Genomic DNA, 15034 nt, shown 5'->3' with positions numbered 1-15034 from the left:
GTCAATGATATTGCTCATTGCTCTAAATGACAATAAATTACTCTTTCTACGATAATCTAACATAATGCGACATAGTTCACAATGGTATATTTTTCATTAGTAAAGCTTTCCAAGAAACTATCTTTTAAATTATAGTAAAAATTCAATCCACCTCAATTTTCGTTTAATAATACTTACTAAAAAATGGAATGGTCTTTGCTAGACCTTGTCTAATATTCAGATCAAAGAATATAAAAAGGGTTAGTAAAAACTTTAATACAAGTTTATTACTAACCCTTTTGCCCACTTCTAGTTTGAATAGTTAATCTTCACCCACCATCTTAGACTCCAACTTCTTGTAAGATAAATTACCTCACTCTGAATCCTTACTGAGCCATTGATACATAACAAAAGCATCTACGAATCCTTTTTCCTTATGGTTAAATGCCTTCTGAAGGGTTCCAACTATGGTAAAACCACATTTTTTCCATAATTCTACCGCTATATGGTTAGTACTTACCACACAATTATACTGCATTGCCTTAAATCCATGATTTTGAGCTTCTTTTAGGGAGTGCATGCACATCAGTCTTCCGATACCTTCACCTCTAGCTCTATCTCTGACAGCATAGCCGGCATTGCAAACATGTGCGCCTAAACCGGGTTGATTCGGCTTCAAATAGTAAGTACCTACAATTAAATCATTTTTTATTGCTACAAATGTAGCTAATGGAGCTTCCGTCCAAATACTGAGTGCCTCTTCCTTAGAAGTATCTGGCGAGAAAGTGTATGTGTCACCTTTGGAAAAGACCTCATGTAAAATCGACCAGATTTGCTCAAAGTCCATTTTTTCAGCTTTTCTTATCTCAATCATTTTTTCTTTACCACCCTTTACGACTGCGCCAGAACTCCGGCTGTATTAATACTATCAAGGTAAAGAGCTCTAATCGACCCAGCAGCATGCAAAAAATAAGTACACTTTCACCAAAGGGGTTAATTGAAGAAAAGGTAGTGGTCGGACCGATCACCCCAAAACCTGGACCAACATTCCCTAAAGTCGTCACAGCCGCACTCATCGCAACAAACGGTTCCAACCCTGTTGCCGCTAAAAGCAAAGTAGCAACCGCAAAGATGGCAATAAAGAGAAAGAAAAAAATTGAGACTGTATTTAAAACTACGGGATCAACCGTCTTATTGGTAAAGCGAACATTAATCACCGCTTTGGGGTGAATCGCTCTTTTCAACTCCGTCCAAGCAAGTTTAAAGAGAACGATAACCCGAAACACTTTAATTCCTCCTGATGTAGACCCAGCACTTCCGCCTATAAACATCAGACTAAAGAGGATGATCTTGGCCACAGAAGGCCATTGATCAAAGTCAGCCGAAGCATACCCTGTAGTGGTTATAATTGAGACAACTTGAAAAAGCGCTTGCCGTAATGAGGTTCCACCTCCTTGACCCATAGTCCACCACAAACTTAGGGTAATCAGAAGCGTTGAAACTGCAATAATCAATAAATAGAACTGAAACTCTAAATCTTTAAAAACTTTGCTTATTCCAGATCGCCAAGCTTGGAAATAAAGTCCAAAGTTGCCTCCGGCTATAATCATAAAAACTATAATAATAAGTTCGATCCCTAGATTATCGTAGTAAGCTATGCTGGTATTTTTTGTTGAAAATCCACCAGTAGCCATCGTTGCAAAGGAATGATTGACAGCGTCGAACAAGTTCATACCAACGAGTATTAATAGAATAATTTGAACAACTGTGAGGCCTAAATAGATTTGCCAAAGTTTTAGTGCATTATCTCTAATTCGGGGAAGGACTCGTTCGGAAATCGGTCCGGGAACCTCAGCATTGAACAAATGAACTGCGCCTGTCATGTTCGGAAGAAAGACAATAAATAACACAATAATCCCCATGCCTCCGAGCCAATGAGTTAAGCTACGCCAAAGAAGAATGCTCTTTGGGAGGATTTCTACATTGTCAATGACGCTTGCACCCGTAGTGGTTAATCCTGAAACTGTCTCAAATAATCCGTCGAGATAAGTAGGCACAGCACCACTAAACACATATGGTAATGCGCCGGCCAAACTTGTCAATAGCCACGCACCAGCAACAATAACAAATCCTTCCCGCACACCCATGCGGCCTTCTTTCTGTCCGTGAGTTACCAGTATGACCCCTGCAACTAAGGTTACAATTATTGAGAGCGAAAACGAAAGAATGCTCCCCTCCTGCCAAATCAAAGCCACCAGAAAAGGGATTCCCATAAATCCAGCATAGGCAATCATCAGACGGCCAAGAATGTTTTCTACAAATGAATAGTTCACTGCCTTACCCTGCCTTAAAATGTTTTACATATTTTTTTCACTAAATTCGGGAGCGTAAAGATTACTGCGCGATCTCCGGCTTGAAGTATAGTGTTTCCATCAGGAATAATAAGTTCATTTCCTCGTACGAGTGCACCAATCAAAATATTATCCGGGATTTTTGCATCTTTAAGTTTACGACCGATAAGCGAGGACTTTCCAGAAACCACAATTTCCATCGCCTCCGCTTTAGCGCCTTCCAGTAGCGATACCGAAACGACTTCCCCTTGGCGTACCTGGCGCAAAATAACTCCAGCAGTTAGGAGTCTGGGAGAAAGAATCACATCAACTCCCACTTTACCCATGAGAGACATATATTCAGAACGACCTACACGGACTATCGTCTTTTGGGTTCCCAAGTCTTTAGCTAAAAGGGCAAGTAATAAATTCAGTTTATCATCGCTCGTTAGGCAAACCACAGCATCTGTTTCCCCAACCCCTTCTTCGATTAACAAGTCAATATCTGTGCCATCACCACAGAGCACAAGTCCCTTATCAATGATCTTGGCCAATTCATTGCAACGTTCTCGACTTTTCTCTATGACTTTTACTGAAATTCCTTCCTGATCTAAGATTTTTGCCAGATGTCTCCCGATGCGACCAGCACCAATGATCATCACACGTTGTATCTTTGTTTTTGTCTCAGAGAAATGTTCGCTGAATCCCTCAATAGCTGCCTGTGCTCCAACAAAGAAAACACTGTCTTGAGGTAATAAGCAATCTGTACCATGCGGTATAATCATTCGATTCTGACGGAGGATTCCAACAACGAGTACTTGATCCGGTAAAGTCAATCTTTTAAGCTGAATATTCACATACGGAGACTCTGCTCTAACCCGAACTTCCAACAAGCGTACTTTACCATCACCGAAATCTTCAACATCCAAAGCTGCAGGAGTTAGAAGAATGCGACTAATTTCAACTGCCGTTACCATTTCTGGATTGATCGTCAGGTCAATGCCTAGAGCTTTATTGAAATCAAGCTGATTCTTTCCTGCATATTCCTGATTCCTAACACGAGCAATGGTTCGGGATATCCCTGCTTGTTTGGCTGCCATGCAGGCAATCATATTTACTTCATCCCGATCCGTTACTGCGACCATTAGGTCCGCTTTCAACAAACCGAAATCCGCAAGGATTTGGGGACTAGCTCCGTTACCGCTGATCGTCATTACATCCAAGCTATTCTGAACGATGAGACGCCGCTCTTCATCCTGCTCAATCACCGTAATTTCATGTCCCTCTTCAGATAATCGCTGAGCCAAACTAAATCCAACTTTTCCGGCTCCAACTATGACAATGCGCATAGCTTTTGTGTGCTCCTTCCCCTTAGCCCAAAATAAGCAAACTTATCTTACTTCTAGTTTAATGGTTTTATTTTCTTGTTTTTAGCACATTATGAACAACGTACTGCTATTCGGCAAGATATACTAAAATCCCTTTATTTATATGAATAGTATTTATCAAGAGTTTTCCTTGTAAGCAACATTGTCCCCTTCTTTAACAAAATGATTCCTTGAGAAGTTTGACCAAAAAAATTTACTCTGATTGAGGATTGACTAATTTATTTCCTGAACTATATGTGATAGACTATTTCAATTACTAGCTCAAAGGCGGGAATTAAAATGCTTATTGGAGCACGTACCATCAAAACAGGTCTTGCTGTCGCAACTACGCTCTTTATCTGTAATGTATTTAGTATTGAACCTGCGTCTTTTGCCGCCATTACTGCAGTGGTAAATATGCAGCCTTCTGTTAGCAAATCCATAAATAATGCTTGGGAACAAATTGGCGTCCATTTGCTGGCTATCGTTTTCTCCTTAATTATGGGTTTACTCTTTGGCACAAATCCCATTTTCATAGGCACTACGGTAGTATTTCTTATTATCTTTTGCAACTGGATAGGTTGGCCTAACGGAATCGTTATGGGAATTGTCTCAATCATATTCATCCTCGATTCTCCTCGAGAAACCTTTCTTATCCACGCTCTTTCCCGATCCCTCAGTATCTTTGTCGGTCTTGGGGTGGCCTTACTTATTAACCGAATTCTGGCCCCGCCAAGATATAAATCCAAATTTATGAGTACTCTAAACGATCTTGTCCAACTCACATCAAAGTATTTCTTAGAAAGCCTTAACACCTTCATTCATGCAGGAAATTTCACCTACTATCAGAGGCCTGATCCTCAAGAGCAACAAAACCTGCTTGATGAGGTGACTAACCTCTACGAGCATGCCAGAGAAGAAATGACAATGGACGATCATCCTCCCTTTATTGAACGACTATTGGAGATCTGTCGAGGCTTTATCGAACGCGGAGAAAGCATTAATCAAATGACTGCACAACGAGTAACAAGAAGAAGAGAGTCCTATTCCCCCGAAGAACTGCAAGAGATCACGGCGGAATTCAAAGAAATTCTGGATATCTTGTCTCTTGGATATGAGAAGCTTGCCGGGCTCATTGACTCTCTCTCCTCAGGAGTTACCGAGAAGAAAGGTTCAGGTTCTTATACGGAGGATATAGGGTATTGGGAATCATTTGACCGTGCCATTGATGATTGGAATCGTAAAGTTTGTGGCGTCTTCTATTTACGGGCTTTAATGGAAGTTTCTGTTGTTGCAACTGAACTGCGTTGGGCAAATCGGCGTACCATAAACTTGCTGAATATGATTAACAAACAATCTGAAAAGAAACTAAAGAATAGTGTCTGATTCTCTTTTATATGATATGCTTCTATACATCGAATGCCAGCACAATGTGCTGGCATTTAAATCTCTAGGGTTTATAAATAAGAGCACGTACTGATCTCACCTAACACCAATTAAAATCGTTTATTACCCTAACTATTATCTTACGACAATCATTGAGCAAATCACCACTCAAATTGATGGTTTGTTCAACCTTATAAGATATCTACCCAGCTACACACACCCTCTCGGCTGAATATAACCGAATTTCTTACACATGCATATATCCTCAGACATATGGTTGAGTAAGAAAAACTCAACACCTAATAAAGTCTTAGCTCGATTTTTTAGGATAAGTTGGAACCTTCTTAAAACAATCCTTGCGGACTGCAAAAAAGCTTTTCTCCACCCTTGAAAATCTTCCCTCCGATTTTATATAAGCGTTTATCACCTCATATAAAGTCTTTGGCCGATTAATTATACACCCCTTGAGGAGCATATATAAATCTTGGCTCAACCAATACGTACCCTTATGATCATAGTATAAACTAAGTCCCTTATAATACTCTGGTAATTATTACATCTATTCTAGTTTACTTAATTCACTTATCAGACTAAATTAATTAGCCCAATGATACTTGGTAAAGAGATCTTCTTCCATTGGATCACCCTGGGAGTTATAGAGGTTCTTATTAGGGGAATAAAGAATCCTTTCCTTTTCCTTCGAATTCTTCAGAGATAAATTCTTCGATATTTCAACAGCTGTATTGAGCGGTATCATCGCATATAATTCTTCCATGTCCGAATTATTCATTCGAATGCAGCCCTGAGAAACATTTTCACCAATAGTCGCAGGAGTATTCGTACCATGTATTGCATAATTCATATTTGACAATTCCATTGCTCTTGTCCCATAAACATTCTCTGCTTTATGGACGTTCTTATCCGGATTCATAACTTTTTTGGATATGCGCAGAATTCCTTCCGGAGTTGTGTCATCTTTACCTAGGGCAACCTTATAGTTACGAATAATTTTGTCTTCTGATATAACGGATAAACTATTACTTTCCTTATCGATAGCAATAGATAGAGGCATAAAAGGAATATCCTTATCATAGGGAAGATTAGGCTTTAGGGCATCTTTCACTACAGAAACTAAGTCCTTTTCACTCGATAACTCTATAAGCGAAAAAAGCCACCCCCCGTCTCTTGTCGGAAAAGTAGTGACAACATTCTTTAACATATATGGTTCCTTCGGTAATTCAGTTAAATAATTATCAGGATACGCCTGATTAAGAACCTTTAAATCTTTAGGCATATACCCATTTTCCTTAACAAACTGGTATAAAGCACTCCTAACTACAGTTGCAGTCTCCCATAATTGACGTTCTTTGTTATTCATGGCAACCTGATTGTCTGGAAGATAAATATAGACTTGGATATTCCTATCTCCGCCTTCCCATACTGCCATACCAATTTCATTACTCTTTTCGTCCATCGCCAATACTTGTTTGGCAGTTCTGGGATTCAACTCGTATTCTATTTTTAACTTTCCAACAAGTTCATTAACTAGTTTTTCTCTGTTCAAATCTTTTTCGGGAATGATGATGACAGATTGATTATTAGGGATAAACCCAATACTGTTGGGCTTCATCTCTATAATTTCATAAGGCAACATATAAGTATAATTGTGGTTAGAATAATTCAGCGTTTTTGATTCTTCAAACGGCAAGAAAAGGAACGCCCCAAGAACGCTTAAGATAATGGCTGCAATAAACAACAGGATTATTTGTTTGTTACTAAATCTCGCAGGTTTAGTAATCTCAATTATTGTCTTTTCAGTTAGTTTCATCTCTCGCTCAATTCTTAGCGCTTCTAATCTAGCAGGTACAAACCCTTTGTTGAAAGAATGTTTTACTAAATTAAAAGAGCGTGTTACTGCCTTGCGATATAAAATTAAATACTTGTCTACTCTTGTGGTGTAGAATTTCTCTAAGTATTTTTTGGCCTCTAACTCTGCGTCCATTCCAACGTGAAACATTGCTTCCCCATTGTCGGCTTGCCTCTGCAATAGCTTCTTCCAAAATAATGGATCGTTTTTAGACAGATAATAACCATTATCTAAGTAAAATAAGTTTGCCTTAAGATTAGAATTAGACTCCAACTTAACACATCCTTTATACTTGTCTGCTAACTTGAACAATCTATAGTATTCATAACTCAAAGCAATTAGACTCTTTTTCCAAGGCCTCAAAGAACATTTAAACTTTTTTTACTAATATCCAAAAAACGACCATTCACTTATCATTAGCAGGTATGGTATTTGTATTTAATATGTTATAAAATAACAGAAATAGTCAGAGGTGCTGATAAGTTAAAGGAGTATATATGAAACTTAAAGGATTTATTTTTGATCTGGACGGGACATTAATCAATTCACTGCCAGTCGTACGAACTAGTTTTGGTCGTACCCTATTAAAGTTTTCTGGTCGTGAATACTCTGACAAAGAATTATCTTCCTTATTTGGGCCATCTGAGGAAGGAATCTTCAAGAAACTTTATCCAGATTTATGGAGGGAAAGTCTGCAGTTTTATCTAGACGAATATGACCGTCTTCATGTAGACTATGCTGAGCCCTTTCCAGGTATAATTGAAGCTCTGAATCTCCTGCAAGAACGAAAAATTAAGTTAGCCCTTGTATCCGGCAAGGGTGCTGGAAGCATGGAAATATCTTTAAAGCACTCGGGATTAGAACATTTTTTCGAAAAAATTATAACCGGTTCAGAGCATCGAGCCAGTAAACCCGATCATATTCGCCAAATCCTGGATCTTTGGCATTTTTCACCTGAAGAAGTCGCTTATGTGGGTGACATAGCATATGATGTACATGCTGCTAAGGAAGTGGGTGTTTTATCCATTAGTGCGCTTTGGGCTGAAACCGCACAGATTCAAAAAGTATTGGCTGCGAATCCTGTCTGCGCCTTTGAAAAGGTTGAATCATTTATTGAATGGATTAGCAATACTTTGTAAAGAAGAGGCGGGATTGCATCCGTTTCTTATGAAACGTATCCTCAAAGGCGATGATTAAGAGAACGTTTTAAAAAACGCATTTTACAGGTGTAACCTTATTGGACAATCAATCATACTATAAACCAGGTAAGGCAAGATCTTTCACTTCCGTAACATTCTTCCTCTAGTCTTAGTCGTCTTATGGACTGTGCAAACAGTCATATGAATGAGGAGAGTGATGTTATGCTTTACCGAAGATCTAATATCTGCAAACCAAAACCTGTTATACCCCAATGCGGTCAACTTCCTGGAACACTGTTGCGAATTTTTATACCGCCCGGCGCTGTTATCAATCTATTAAACCTTGTTGAGGTTGCTTCACCTAGTGGAATTTGCTTAATTATTCGTTTGCCTTTCCTCGGTGGCGGATCTGGTAACACTATGAATCTGGATTCTATCGTTAGTGCAGTTCAATCAGCTGGTGGAAGAGTGGAATTCGCTTAGTAATCTGCAGCGGCCTCTTTGGCCGTTGCCCTACATAAAAGTTATTACTTATAGTTTTTCACAGGAAGTTGTTAGCGCTCCCGCTTTCAACCCTTTTTATATGAACTACTTTTATAATTCAACTACAATAAATTATAGAATTATGTTATTGTTGAACATAGGCGATGTCGACACAAAGGAGGAGTATGAATGCTTGAGCTACAAAAAGTATCTCTAGAAATACAAGGAGATAAAGGTTTTGAGATTCTCAAGAATATCAATTTAAAGTTTTATGAGAAAAAAATATATGTTGTTACTGGTCCAAATGGCGGAGGCAAATCGTCGCTGGCCAAAATTATTATGGGTGTCTATAATCCTACCTCAGGCCAAATCCTACTTGATGAACAAGATATTACATCTATGAGTATTACTGAGAGAGCTCGTATGGGTATTGGCTATGCTTTTCAAAGTCCCCCACGCTTTAAAGGAATAAAAGTTAGGGAACTACTAAAAATGGCTGCCTCACATAATCCGGAAAAAGTAAATATCTGTGATCTCCTCTATGATGTTGGATTGTGCGCACAAGACTATCTGAACAGGGATGTGGATGCCAGTCTCTCAGGCGGAGAAATGAAGAGAATTGAAATCGCCACTGTACTTGCGAGAAATCTAAAAATCGCGGTATTTGATGAACCTGAAGCAGGGATTGATTTATGGAGTTTTCAAAAACTCGCTGAAACCTTTAGAAATATTCATATGAAATATGATACAACAATCATCCTCATCTCTCATCAAGAACGCATTATGGAGCTCGCCGATGAAATAATCATTATGTCCAGTGGCATGGTGAGCGCGCAATCGGAACGAGATATAATCCTTGCTGGAATTATGAATAATGATTCTTGTGCATGTAGTACTAAATGTGTGAAAGGGGTTGGTCAAAGTGCTGAATGCGTTGGATAAGCTGATGCTGGAGAAAGTGGCCGATCTTCATGAGATTCCACAAGGGGCTTTTAACATTCGTAAAAACGGAGCTGGAGTACAGCGCAATACAACTGCCAATATTGACATTATCACCAAAACTGATAAGTCAGGAATTGACGTGATCATAAAACCTTACACAAAAGGAGAAAGCGTTCATATTCCGGTTATTGTTACAGAAGAAAACATTAATGATGTTGTTTATAATACCTTTGAGGTTGGCGAATATTCAGACGTTGTGATTGTTGCTGGATGTGGAATACATAATTCAGGACACCACAAATCTCAGCACGACGGAATTCACACTTTTTTTGTTCGAAAAGGCGCCAAACTGAAGTATGTAGAAAAACACTACGGGCAAGGTGAGGGAAAAGGCCAACGAGTTTTAAATCCTAAGACGATTATCGAAGTAGAAGAGGGTGCTGCAGTCGAACTAGAACTGATACAAATAAAAGGGATTGACCAAACAAAACGGGATACAGAAATTCGTCTAATGGATAATGCAAAGCTTGTAGTTACTGAAAGGCTTCTCACCTATCAAGATCAAGAGGCTGAATCAAATATAACCGTAGAATTATTGGGAGTAGATTCTTCCGCCCAAATAATTTCCCGTTCGGTTGCTCAAAACGATTCCAAACAAGTATTTTATTTTGATCTTATTGGACGAAATAAAGGTCGTGGTCATATACAATGTGATGCCATAATCATGCATAATGCTCAGGTTCTTTCTACCCCAAGGATTTCTGCTCATCATAGTGAAGCACAGCTTGTTCATGAGGCCGCCATTGGCAGAATAGAATCGGAACAGTTAATTAAATTAATGTCTTTAGGATTCTCCGAGCAGGAGGCAGAAGATACAATTCTTAATGGCTTTCTAAAATAACACTCTTTGTTATATAATGAACAAAAAGAAGGGACCTTGAACAATAAAGGAGGATGAGGTCTAATGTTCAAAAGAATTTTAGTACCCACAGACGGCTCGGAACCATCACGTCAAGCCCTTATAGCTGCCGTAGAACTAGCCAAAAAATATAATTCAGAAGTAGAGCTTTTCCATGTAACTCCAACTCCAGAAGCTTACTATGGATATCACATGGGGTTTAGTAACCTTCTTAGTCAGGATCAAATTGAAAATCACGGCAAATTAGCCTTAGAAATCACTCTCAAGGGCATTGATGTTGGAGACGTCCATTTAACAAAGAAACATATATCCGGACACGCTGTAAGTGGTATCTTGGATGAAATTAGAAGAGAATTTGACTTAGTAGTTATGGGAACAATTGGTCATGGTGCCCTTACGGGAGCAATTGTAGGTAGTGTTACGCAACGTGTACTGGCCCAGTCCCCATGTCCCGTACTTATAGTTAAATAACATGCTATCGTCTCTGCCAGGACTTTCGAATTTAATAAAAACAAGGCTGGAAGCTCTTAGCATATTCCAGCCTTGTTTCTTTACTTACATTCGAATTAACTCAACCCAATTTTTGGCCATTACACCTCTATCTTCAAATTGCTCGCTTCGCTCGCCAGTTTATACAAAGCTTCATCTGATACGCGGTATACTGTCCAATCGTCCATCGAAACTGCCCCAACCTGTTTGTAGAACTTAATAGAAGGTTCGTTCCAATCTAGACACCATCATTCCAATCTGCCGCACTTTCTGTCAATAGCTAATTTAGCCATATATGACAAAATAATCTTCCCCATACCTTTTCCTCTCATTTCAGGTTTAACGTATAAATCCTCCAAGTATATTCCAGGTCTTCCTAAAAATGTAGAAAAGTTGTGGAAAAATAAGGCGAAGGCTATTGGCTCATTTTTGTATTCCCCAATAATCACCTCCGCAGTTTTCTGTTCAAAGAGAGATCTTCTTAAATCTTCTTCAGTAGCTACAACTTCAGACAACATTTTTTCATAGTCTGCTAATTCCTTAATAAAACTTAATATAAGGGAAACATCTTCAATTTCTGCGAATCTCAATTTAAAATGCGCCAAACATGTGTCAAGTAACTTTTTCATACTCTCTCCTTGTTATATTTTATTTAGCAGAACAATCCTTCTAATAATGAGGTTTCGAGGTCAAGAACTTTGATCCTGATAATTGACATACCTATTCAAATAGATTTTAATGATGATTAGTTATAATTTGAGGATTTTAAGGAGGTAAAGTTTTGAAATATCTCAACCCATTACTTTTGGCTATTCCGATCAGCATTTTCATACATCTGACGGATTACTCGCCTGTCTTACTTTTTGTTACTGCCTGTTTAAGTATAATACCTCTTTCCGGCTATATGGGCAAAGCCACAGAAGAAATTGCCATTTATGTTGGCCCAAGAGTAGGCGGTTTGCTGAATGCCACTTTTGGTAATGCCGCAGAACTTATTATTACTATTTTTGCTCTAAAAGCAGGACTTGTAGAAGTGGTCAAAGCATCCATTACAGGATCTATTATCGGAAATCTCCTTTTAGTGTTAGGACTAAGCATGCTTCTCGGCGGTTTTAAATATAAAACCCAAAAATTTAACAGGGCTGCCGCTGGTATGCATACTTCCATGCTCCTTATGGCCGTGACGGGACTGATTATACCTGCAGTCTTTCTCAACACACACTCTAATCCCGCTGCAGAGCCCTTAAGCCTTGGAGTTGCTGGAATTTTAATGACAGTCTATATACTTAGTCTAATTTTTTCTCTTCATACACACAAGGATGTTTTTCGACCTAGTCAAGAATGTTCAGATTCCCCAAATTGGTCAAAACTTAAAGCTTTTTCGATTCTGCTCATCGCTACTTTTTTTGTAGTCATTGAGAGTGAATTTCTGGTCGAAGGGATCGACCCTGTCGTTAAAACCTTGGGAATCAGTGAGCTTTTCATTGGGGTCATCGTCATTCCAATCATCGGCAATGCTGCAGAGCATTCTACCAGCGTATTAATGGCCATGAAGAACAAGATGGATATCAGTTTGGAAATTGCTATAGGCTCAAGTACTCAAATTGCGCTCTTTGTCGCACCTCTGTTGGTTTTCCTGGGATACTTTATCGGGCAACCCCTCGACCTATTGTTCACTGGGTATGAACTCATCGTTATTATTATGGCTACTGTAATCACGGCGATTATAAGCATGGATGGCCGTTCCAACTGGTTAGAGGGTGCACAACTTTTAGCAGCCTATTTCATTATGGCCTTAGCTTTTCTTTTTGTTTAATTACTAATAACCATATAATCTCATAAGAAAGAATTCTTTTCCCCCGAAATGAATTTTCTGCTTACTAAAAGGGCCCTTAGCTGGAAGTAAAGAGATGCCAGTCAAGGGTCCTTTTATATTTAATTGTGCAACTCGCTTCCCTTTATGCCCGCCATTAGTCAGTATTTACTCAATTGACTGCTACGCCCGTAATAACCTTTGTTAATAGTTCATAAGTACATAAAAGCAAAGAAAAAATTTCATACTAAAAATATTGAATTGAAAGGAGGTTCCTATGAAAAACTTATCACGAAAAGCAAAAAAGTGGCTTCTCATTGGCATACCCCTATTAGTTATCTTTGGCATTTTCATCGTAGCACAGTATGAGCGGACTTCGACCACATATTACTGCGGAACGACCTGTCATATTATGAAACCCCCTTACGAGACCTCTCTTCATAGTACTCATCGTGAAACAAACGGGGTAGGCTGTAAAGATTGCCACATTCCACATAATAATATCGTCGAACAGATTGTATACAAAGGCTATTCAGGTGCCAGGGATTACTATAAAAACACCTTTGCCCCACCCGATGTGTTACATACAACAGAATGGAGCAGAAACATACTTCAACGCAACTGCCTTAATTGTCATTCTACGGTCGGTGCTCGAATTAACACCAGTGATGGAAAACAATGTTTTGAGTGCCATCGTGGAGAGCCGCACGATTCTCCCACTCAGCCTTTCAGCAGTCAACAAATTCATACGGCAATTCGTTAATAATGGAGGTAACTTTTAATGCAAAAATTTTGGCGTAGCTCTCTTTTAATTAGTCTTATGCTGATACTAACAGGATTTTTAATACTTGGTTGCAACCAAGATTCATCACCAACTCCTCCAACAACAGCAACGATACCAGAGGGAGAACTCGATCCAGCCGTCTGGGGGAAAGCATACCCCGATCAATATGCCAGCTACCAAAAGCAAAAAGAAGAAACAAAGGGAAATTCTAAATACGGAGGTTCCCTCCCTGAATCTCATCTGAAAGAATCTCCGGCTCAAGTGAAACTATTTGCAGGATACCCTTTTTCGGAAGATTATAACGAGGAACGGGGCCATGTTTGGGCTTTGGAAGATGTTACAGGAACACTGCGTGTTGGACCAAAAACTATCAGTTCCTGCTGGAACTGCAAAAGCCCCAATGTTAAACCACTCGTCGACAAAATGGGAGATTCCTTCTGGTCAACTCCTTTTAACGATTTAAAAGATCAAATTAAGCACCCAATCTCCTGCGCGAACTGCCATGACCAAAAAACTATGGCCCTCACTATTACCAGTGTACCCCTTCTCGATGCCCTGAAAACCAGAGGAATTGACCCTGCAAACTTTAGTCGGCAAGAGATGCGGACTATGGTGTGTGCGCAATGCCATGTTGAGTATTACTTTAAACCAGATAACAAGAAAGTCACCTTTCCTTGGAACTACGGTCTAAAAATGGATGATGCAGAAAAGTTATATACTGAGATAAGCTTCAAAGACTGGGATCATAAAGAAAGCCAGGCTCCAATGCTTAAAGCTCAACACCCAGATTATGAACTCTTCTCTACAGGCGTTCACGCAGCAAACGGTGTCGCGTGTGCGGATTGCCATATGCCCTATGTAAAACAAGGTCAAAGCAAAATTTCCTCACATCATCTTCAAAGTCCACTTAACTCTGTCTCTCAATCCTGTCAAACCTGTCATAAACAAAGTGAAGAATACTTAAGGAATCAAGTTATAGGCACCCAGGATACTGTGTTTAAAGCAAAAGTTGCATTAGAGACTGCGCTCACAGACGCCATCAATGCCATCACAACCGCCTCCAAAAACCCTGCTGCCAAAGCAGATATGATGAATGAGTCCAGAACTTTGCATCGCCAAGCCCAGTGGCGATGGGATTATGTATCTGCTGAAAATAGCATGGGATGGCACAGCCCTAAAGAAGCCTTGAGGATACTAGGTGAAGGGCTTGACTTAGCACGGCAAGCACAACTCAAAGCAAATTTGGGGGTAGGGGCAGCCGTTGAAGGTTCGTCTGATCCTAACGCAGGGAAAACTCCTGGTTCAGGCACAGCGGTGGATGCCGCCGGTCCAGGTACAGCGCCAAAACAATAAGCTTTAAAAAGCATGCGTTGATCATCTAAAAACTTTTAAAATTTAAACACATGATATCCACGTGAAACCGCATCGGTCAGCAGTTGCGGTTTCACGTAGCTCTTAGGGATTTTTCCACAAGAAAAACCGCCTTAACCTTTCGGGTTTAGCGGTTTCGTGGAAATTTTCATTACATCCCCTTAC

The 15034-nt window shown here is 39.5% G+C and carries 13 protein-coding genes and 1 pseudogene; 9 read left to right on the top strand and 5 right to left on the bottom strand.

The annotated features are described in order from the left end of the window. Nucleotides 1-352 precede the first annotated feature (352 nt). The 3 genes from BUB11_RS11605 to trkA are packed head-to-tail and all read right to left on the bottom strand — an operon-like array spanning nucleotide 353 to nucleotide 3658. Nucleotides 353-853 carry a GNAT family N-acetyltransferase gene (locus tag BUB11_RS11605; RefSeq protein ID WP_242947525.1) on the bottom strand — a complete coding sequence of 167 codons (501 nt, stop codon included), beginning with the start codon at nucleotides 851-853 and terminating at the stop codon, nucleotides 353-355. Nucleotides 854-860: 7 nt separating this feature from the next. Continuing rightward, a complete protein-coding gene (locus BUB11_RS11600) occupies nucleotides 861-2312 on the bottom strand; it encodes a TrkH family potassium uptake protein (protein ID WP_073029911.1) in 1452 nt (483 codons plus the stop codon). A gap of 14 nt (nucleotides 2313-2326) precedes the next feature. Beyond that, entirely contained in the window at nucleotides 2327-3658 is a 1332-nt protein-coding gene (gene trkA, locus BUB11_RS11595) for a Trk system potassium transporter TrkA (RefSeq protein ID WP_073029910.1), read from the bottom strand. 318 nt (nucleotides 3659-3976) lie between these two features. On the opposite strand from trkA, the gene BUB11_RS11590 reads away from it, so the two are divergent. Further along, on the top strand, nucleotides 3977-5062 hold the full coding sequence (locus tag BUB11_RS11590; RefSeq protein WP_073029909.1) for an FUSC family protein: 1086 nt from the start codon (nucleotides 3977-3979) through the stop codon (nucleotides 5060-5062). Between the two features lie 595 nt (nucleotides 5063-5657). Here the strand turns inward: BUB11_RS11590 and BUB11_RS11585 are convergent. After that, complete coding sequence (locus BUB11_RS11585; protein WP_073029908.1) at nucleotides 5658-7202, bottom strand: L,D-transpeptidase; 1545 nt, start codon at nucleotides 7200-7202, stop codon at nucleotides 5658-5660. A gap of 224 nt (nucleotides 7203-7426) precedes the next feature. Here BUB11_RS11585 and BUB11_RS11580 point away from each other — a divergent pair, with 224 nt between their 5' ends. From BUB11_RS11580 to BUB11_RS11560, 5 genes are all read left to right on the top strand, one after another. Further along, entirely contained in the window at nucleotides 7427-8068 is a 642-nt protein-coding gene (locus BUB11_RS11580) for an HAD family hydrolase (RefSeq protein ID WP_073029907.1), read from the top strand. A 222-nt stretch (nucleotides 8069-8290) separates the two neighbouring features. After that, entirely contained in the window at nucleotides 8291-8551 is a 261-nt protein-coding gene (locus BUB11_RS11575) for a hypothetical protein (RefSeq protein ID WP_084110261.1), read from the top strand. A 189-nt stretch (nucleotides 8552-8740) separates the two neighbouring features. Continuing rightward, nucleotides 8741-9493, top strand: a complete 753-nt coding sequence (locus BUB11_RS11570; protein ID WP_073029905.1) for an ABC transporter ATP-binding protein — start codon at nucleotides 8741-8743, stop codon at nucleotides 9491-9493. Then, nucleotides 9474-10394, top strand: coding sequence for a SufB/SufD family protein (locus tag BUB11_RS11565; RefSeq protein WP_073029904.1), 921 nt, complete (start codon nucleotides 9474-9476; stop codon nucleotides 10392-10394). Before BUB11_RS11570 ends, BUB11_RS11565 begins: the two co-directional genes overlap by 20 nt. Before the next feature lie 63 nt (nucleotides 10395-10457). After that, on the top strand, nucleotides 10458-10883 hold the full coding sequence (locus BUB11_RS11560) for a universal stress protein (RefSeq protein ID WP_073029903.1): 426 nt from the start codon (nucleotides 10458-10460) through the stop codon (nucleotides 10881-10883). Nucleotides 10884-11002: 119 nt separating this feature from the next. On the opposite strand, the pseudogene BUB11_RS11555 reads toward BUB11_RS11560, so the two are convergent. Beyond that, a pseudogene (locus tag BUB11_RS11555) lies at nucleotides 11003-11530 on the bottom strand (GNAT family N-acetyltransferase). Nucleotides 11531-11682: 152 nt separating this feature from the next. Here BUB11_RS11555 and cax point away from each other — a divergent pair. From cax to BUB11_RS11540, 3 genes are all read left to right on the top strand, one after another. Further along, a complete protein-coding gene (gene cax, locus BUB11_RS11550; RefSeq protein WP_073029902.1) occupies nucleotides 11683-12717 on the top strand; it encodes a calcium/proton exchanger in 1035 nt (344 codons plus the stop codon). A gap of 274 nt (nucleotides 12718-12991) precedes the next feature. Beyond that, nucleotides 12992-13477 (top strand): cytochrome c3 family protein, encoded by a 486-nt coding sequence (locus tag BUB11_RS11545; RefSeq protein WP_073029901.1) that lies wholly within the window; start codon nucleotides 12992-12994, stop codon nucleotides 13475-13477. Between the two features lie 18 nt (nucleotides 13478-13495). Further along, nucleotides 13496-14851, top strand: a complete 1356-nt coding sequence (locus BUB11_RS11540) for an ammonia-forming cytochrome c nitrite reductase subunit c552 (protein ID WP_073029900.1) — start codon at nucleotides 13496-13498, stop codon at nucleotides 14849-14851. Nucleotides 14852-15034 lie beyond the last annotated feature (183 nt).

This window comes from Desulfosporosinus lacus DSM 15449 (assembly GCF_900129935.1).
GTDB classification, from domain to species: domain Bacteria; phylum Bacillota; class Desulfitobacteriia; order Desulfitobacteriales; family Desulfitobacteriaceae; genus Desulfosporosinus; species Desulfosporosinus lacus.
This window is presented reverse-complemented; position numbering and strand designations above follow the sequence as displayed.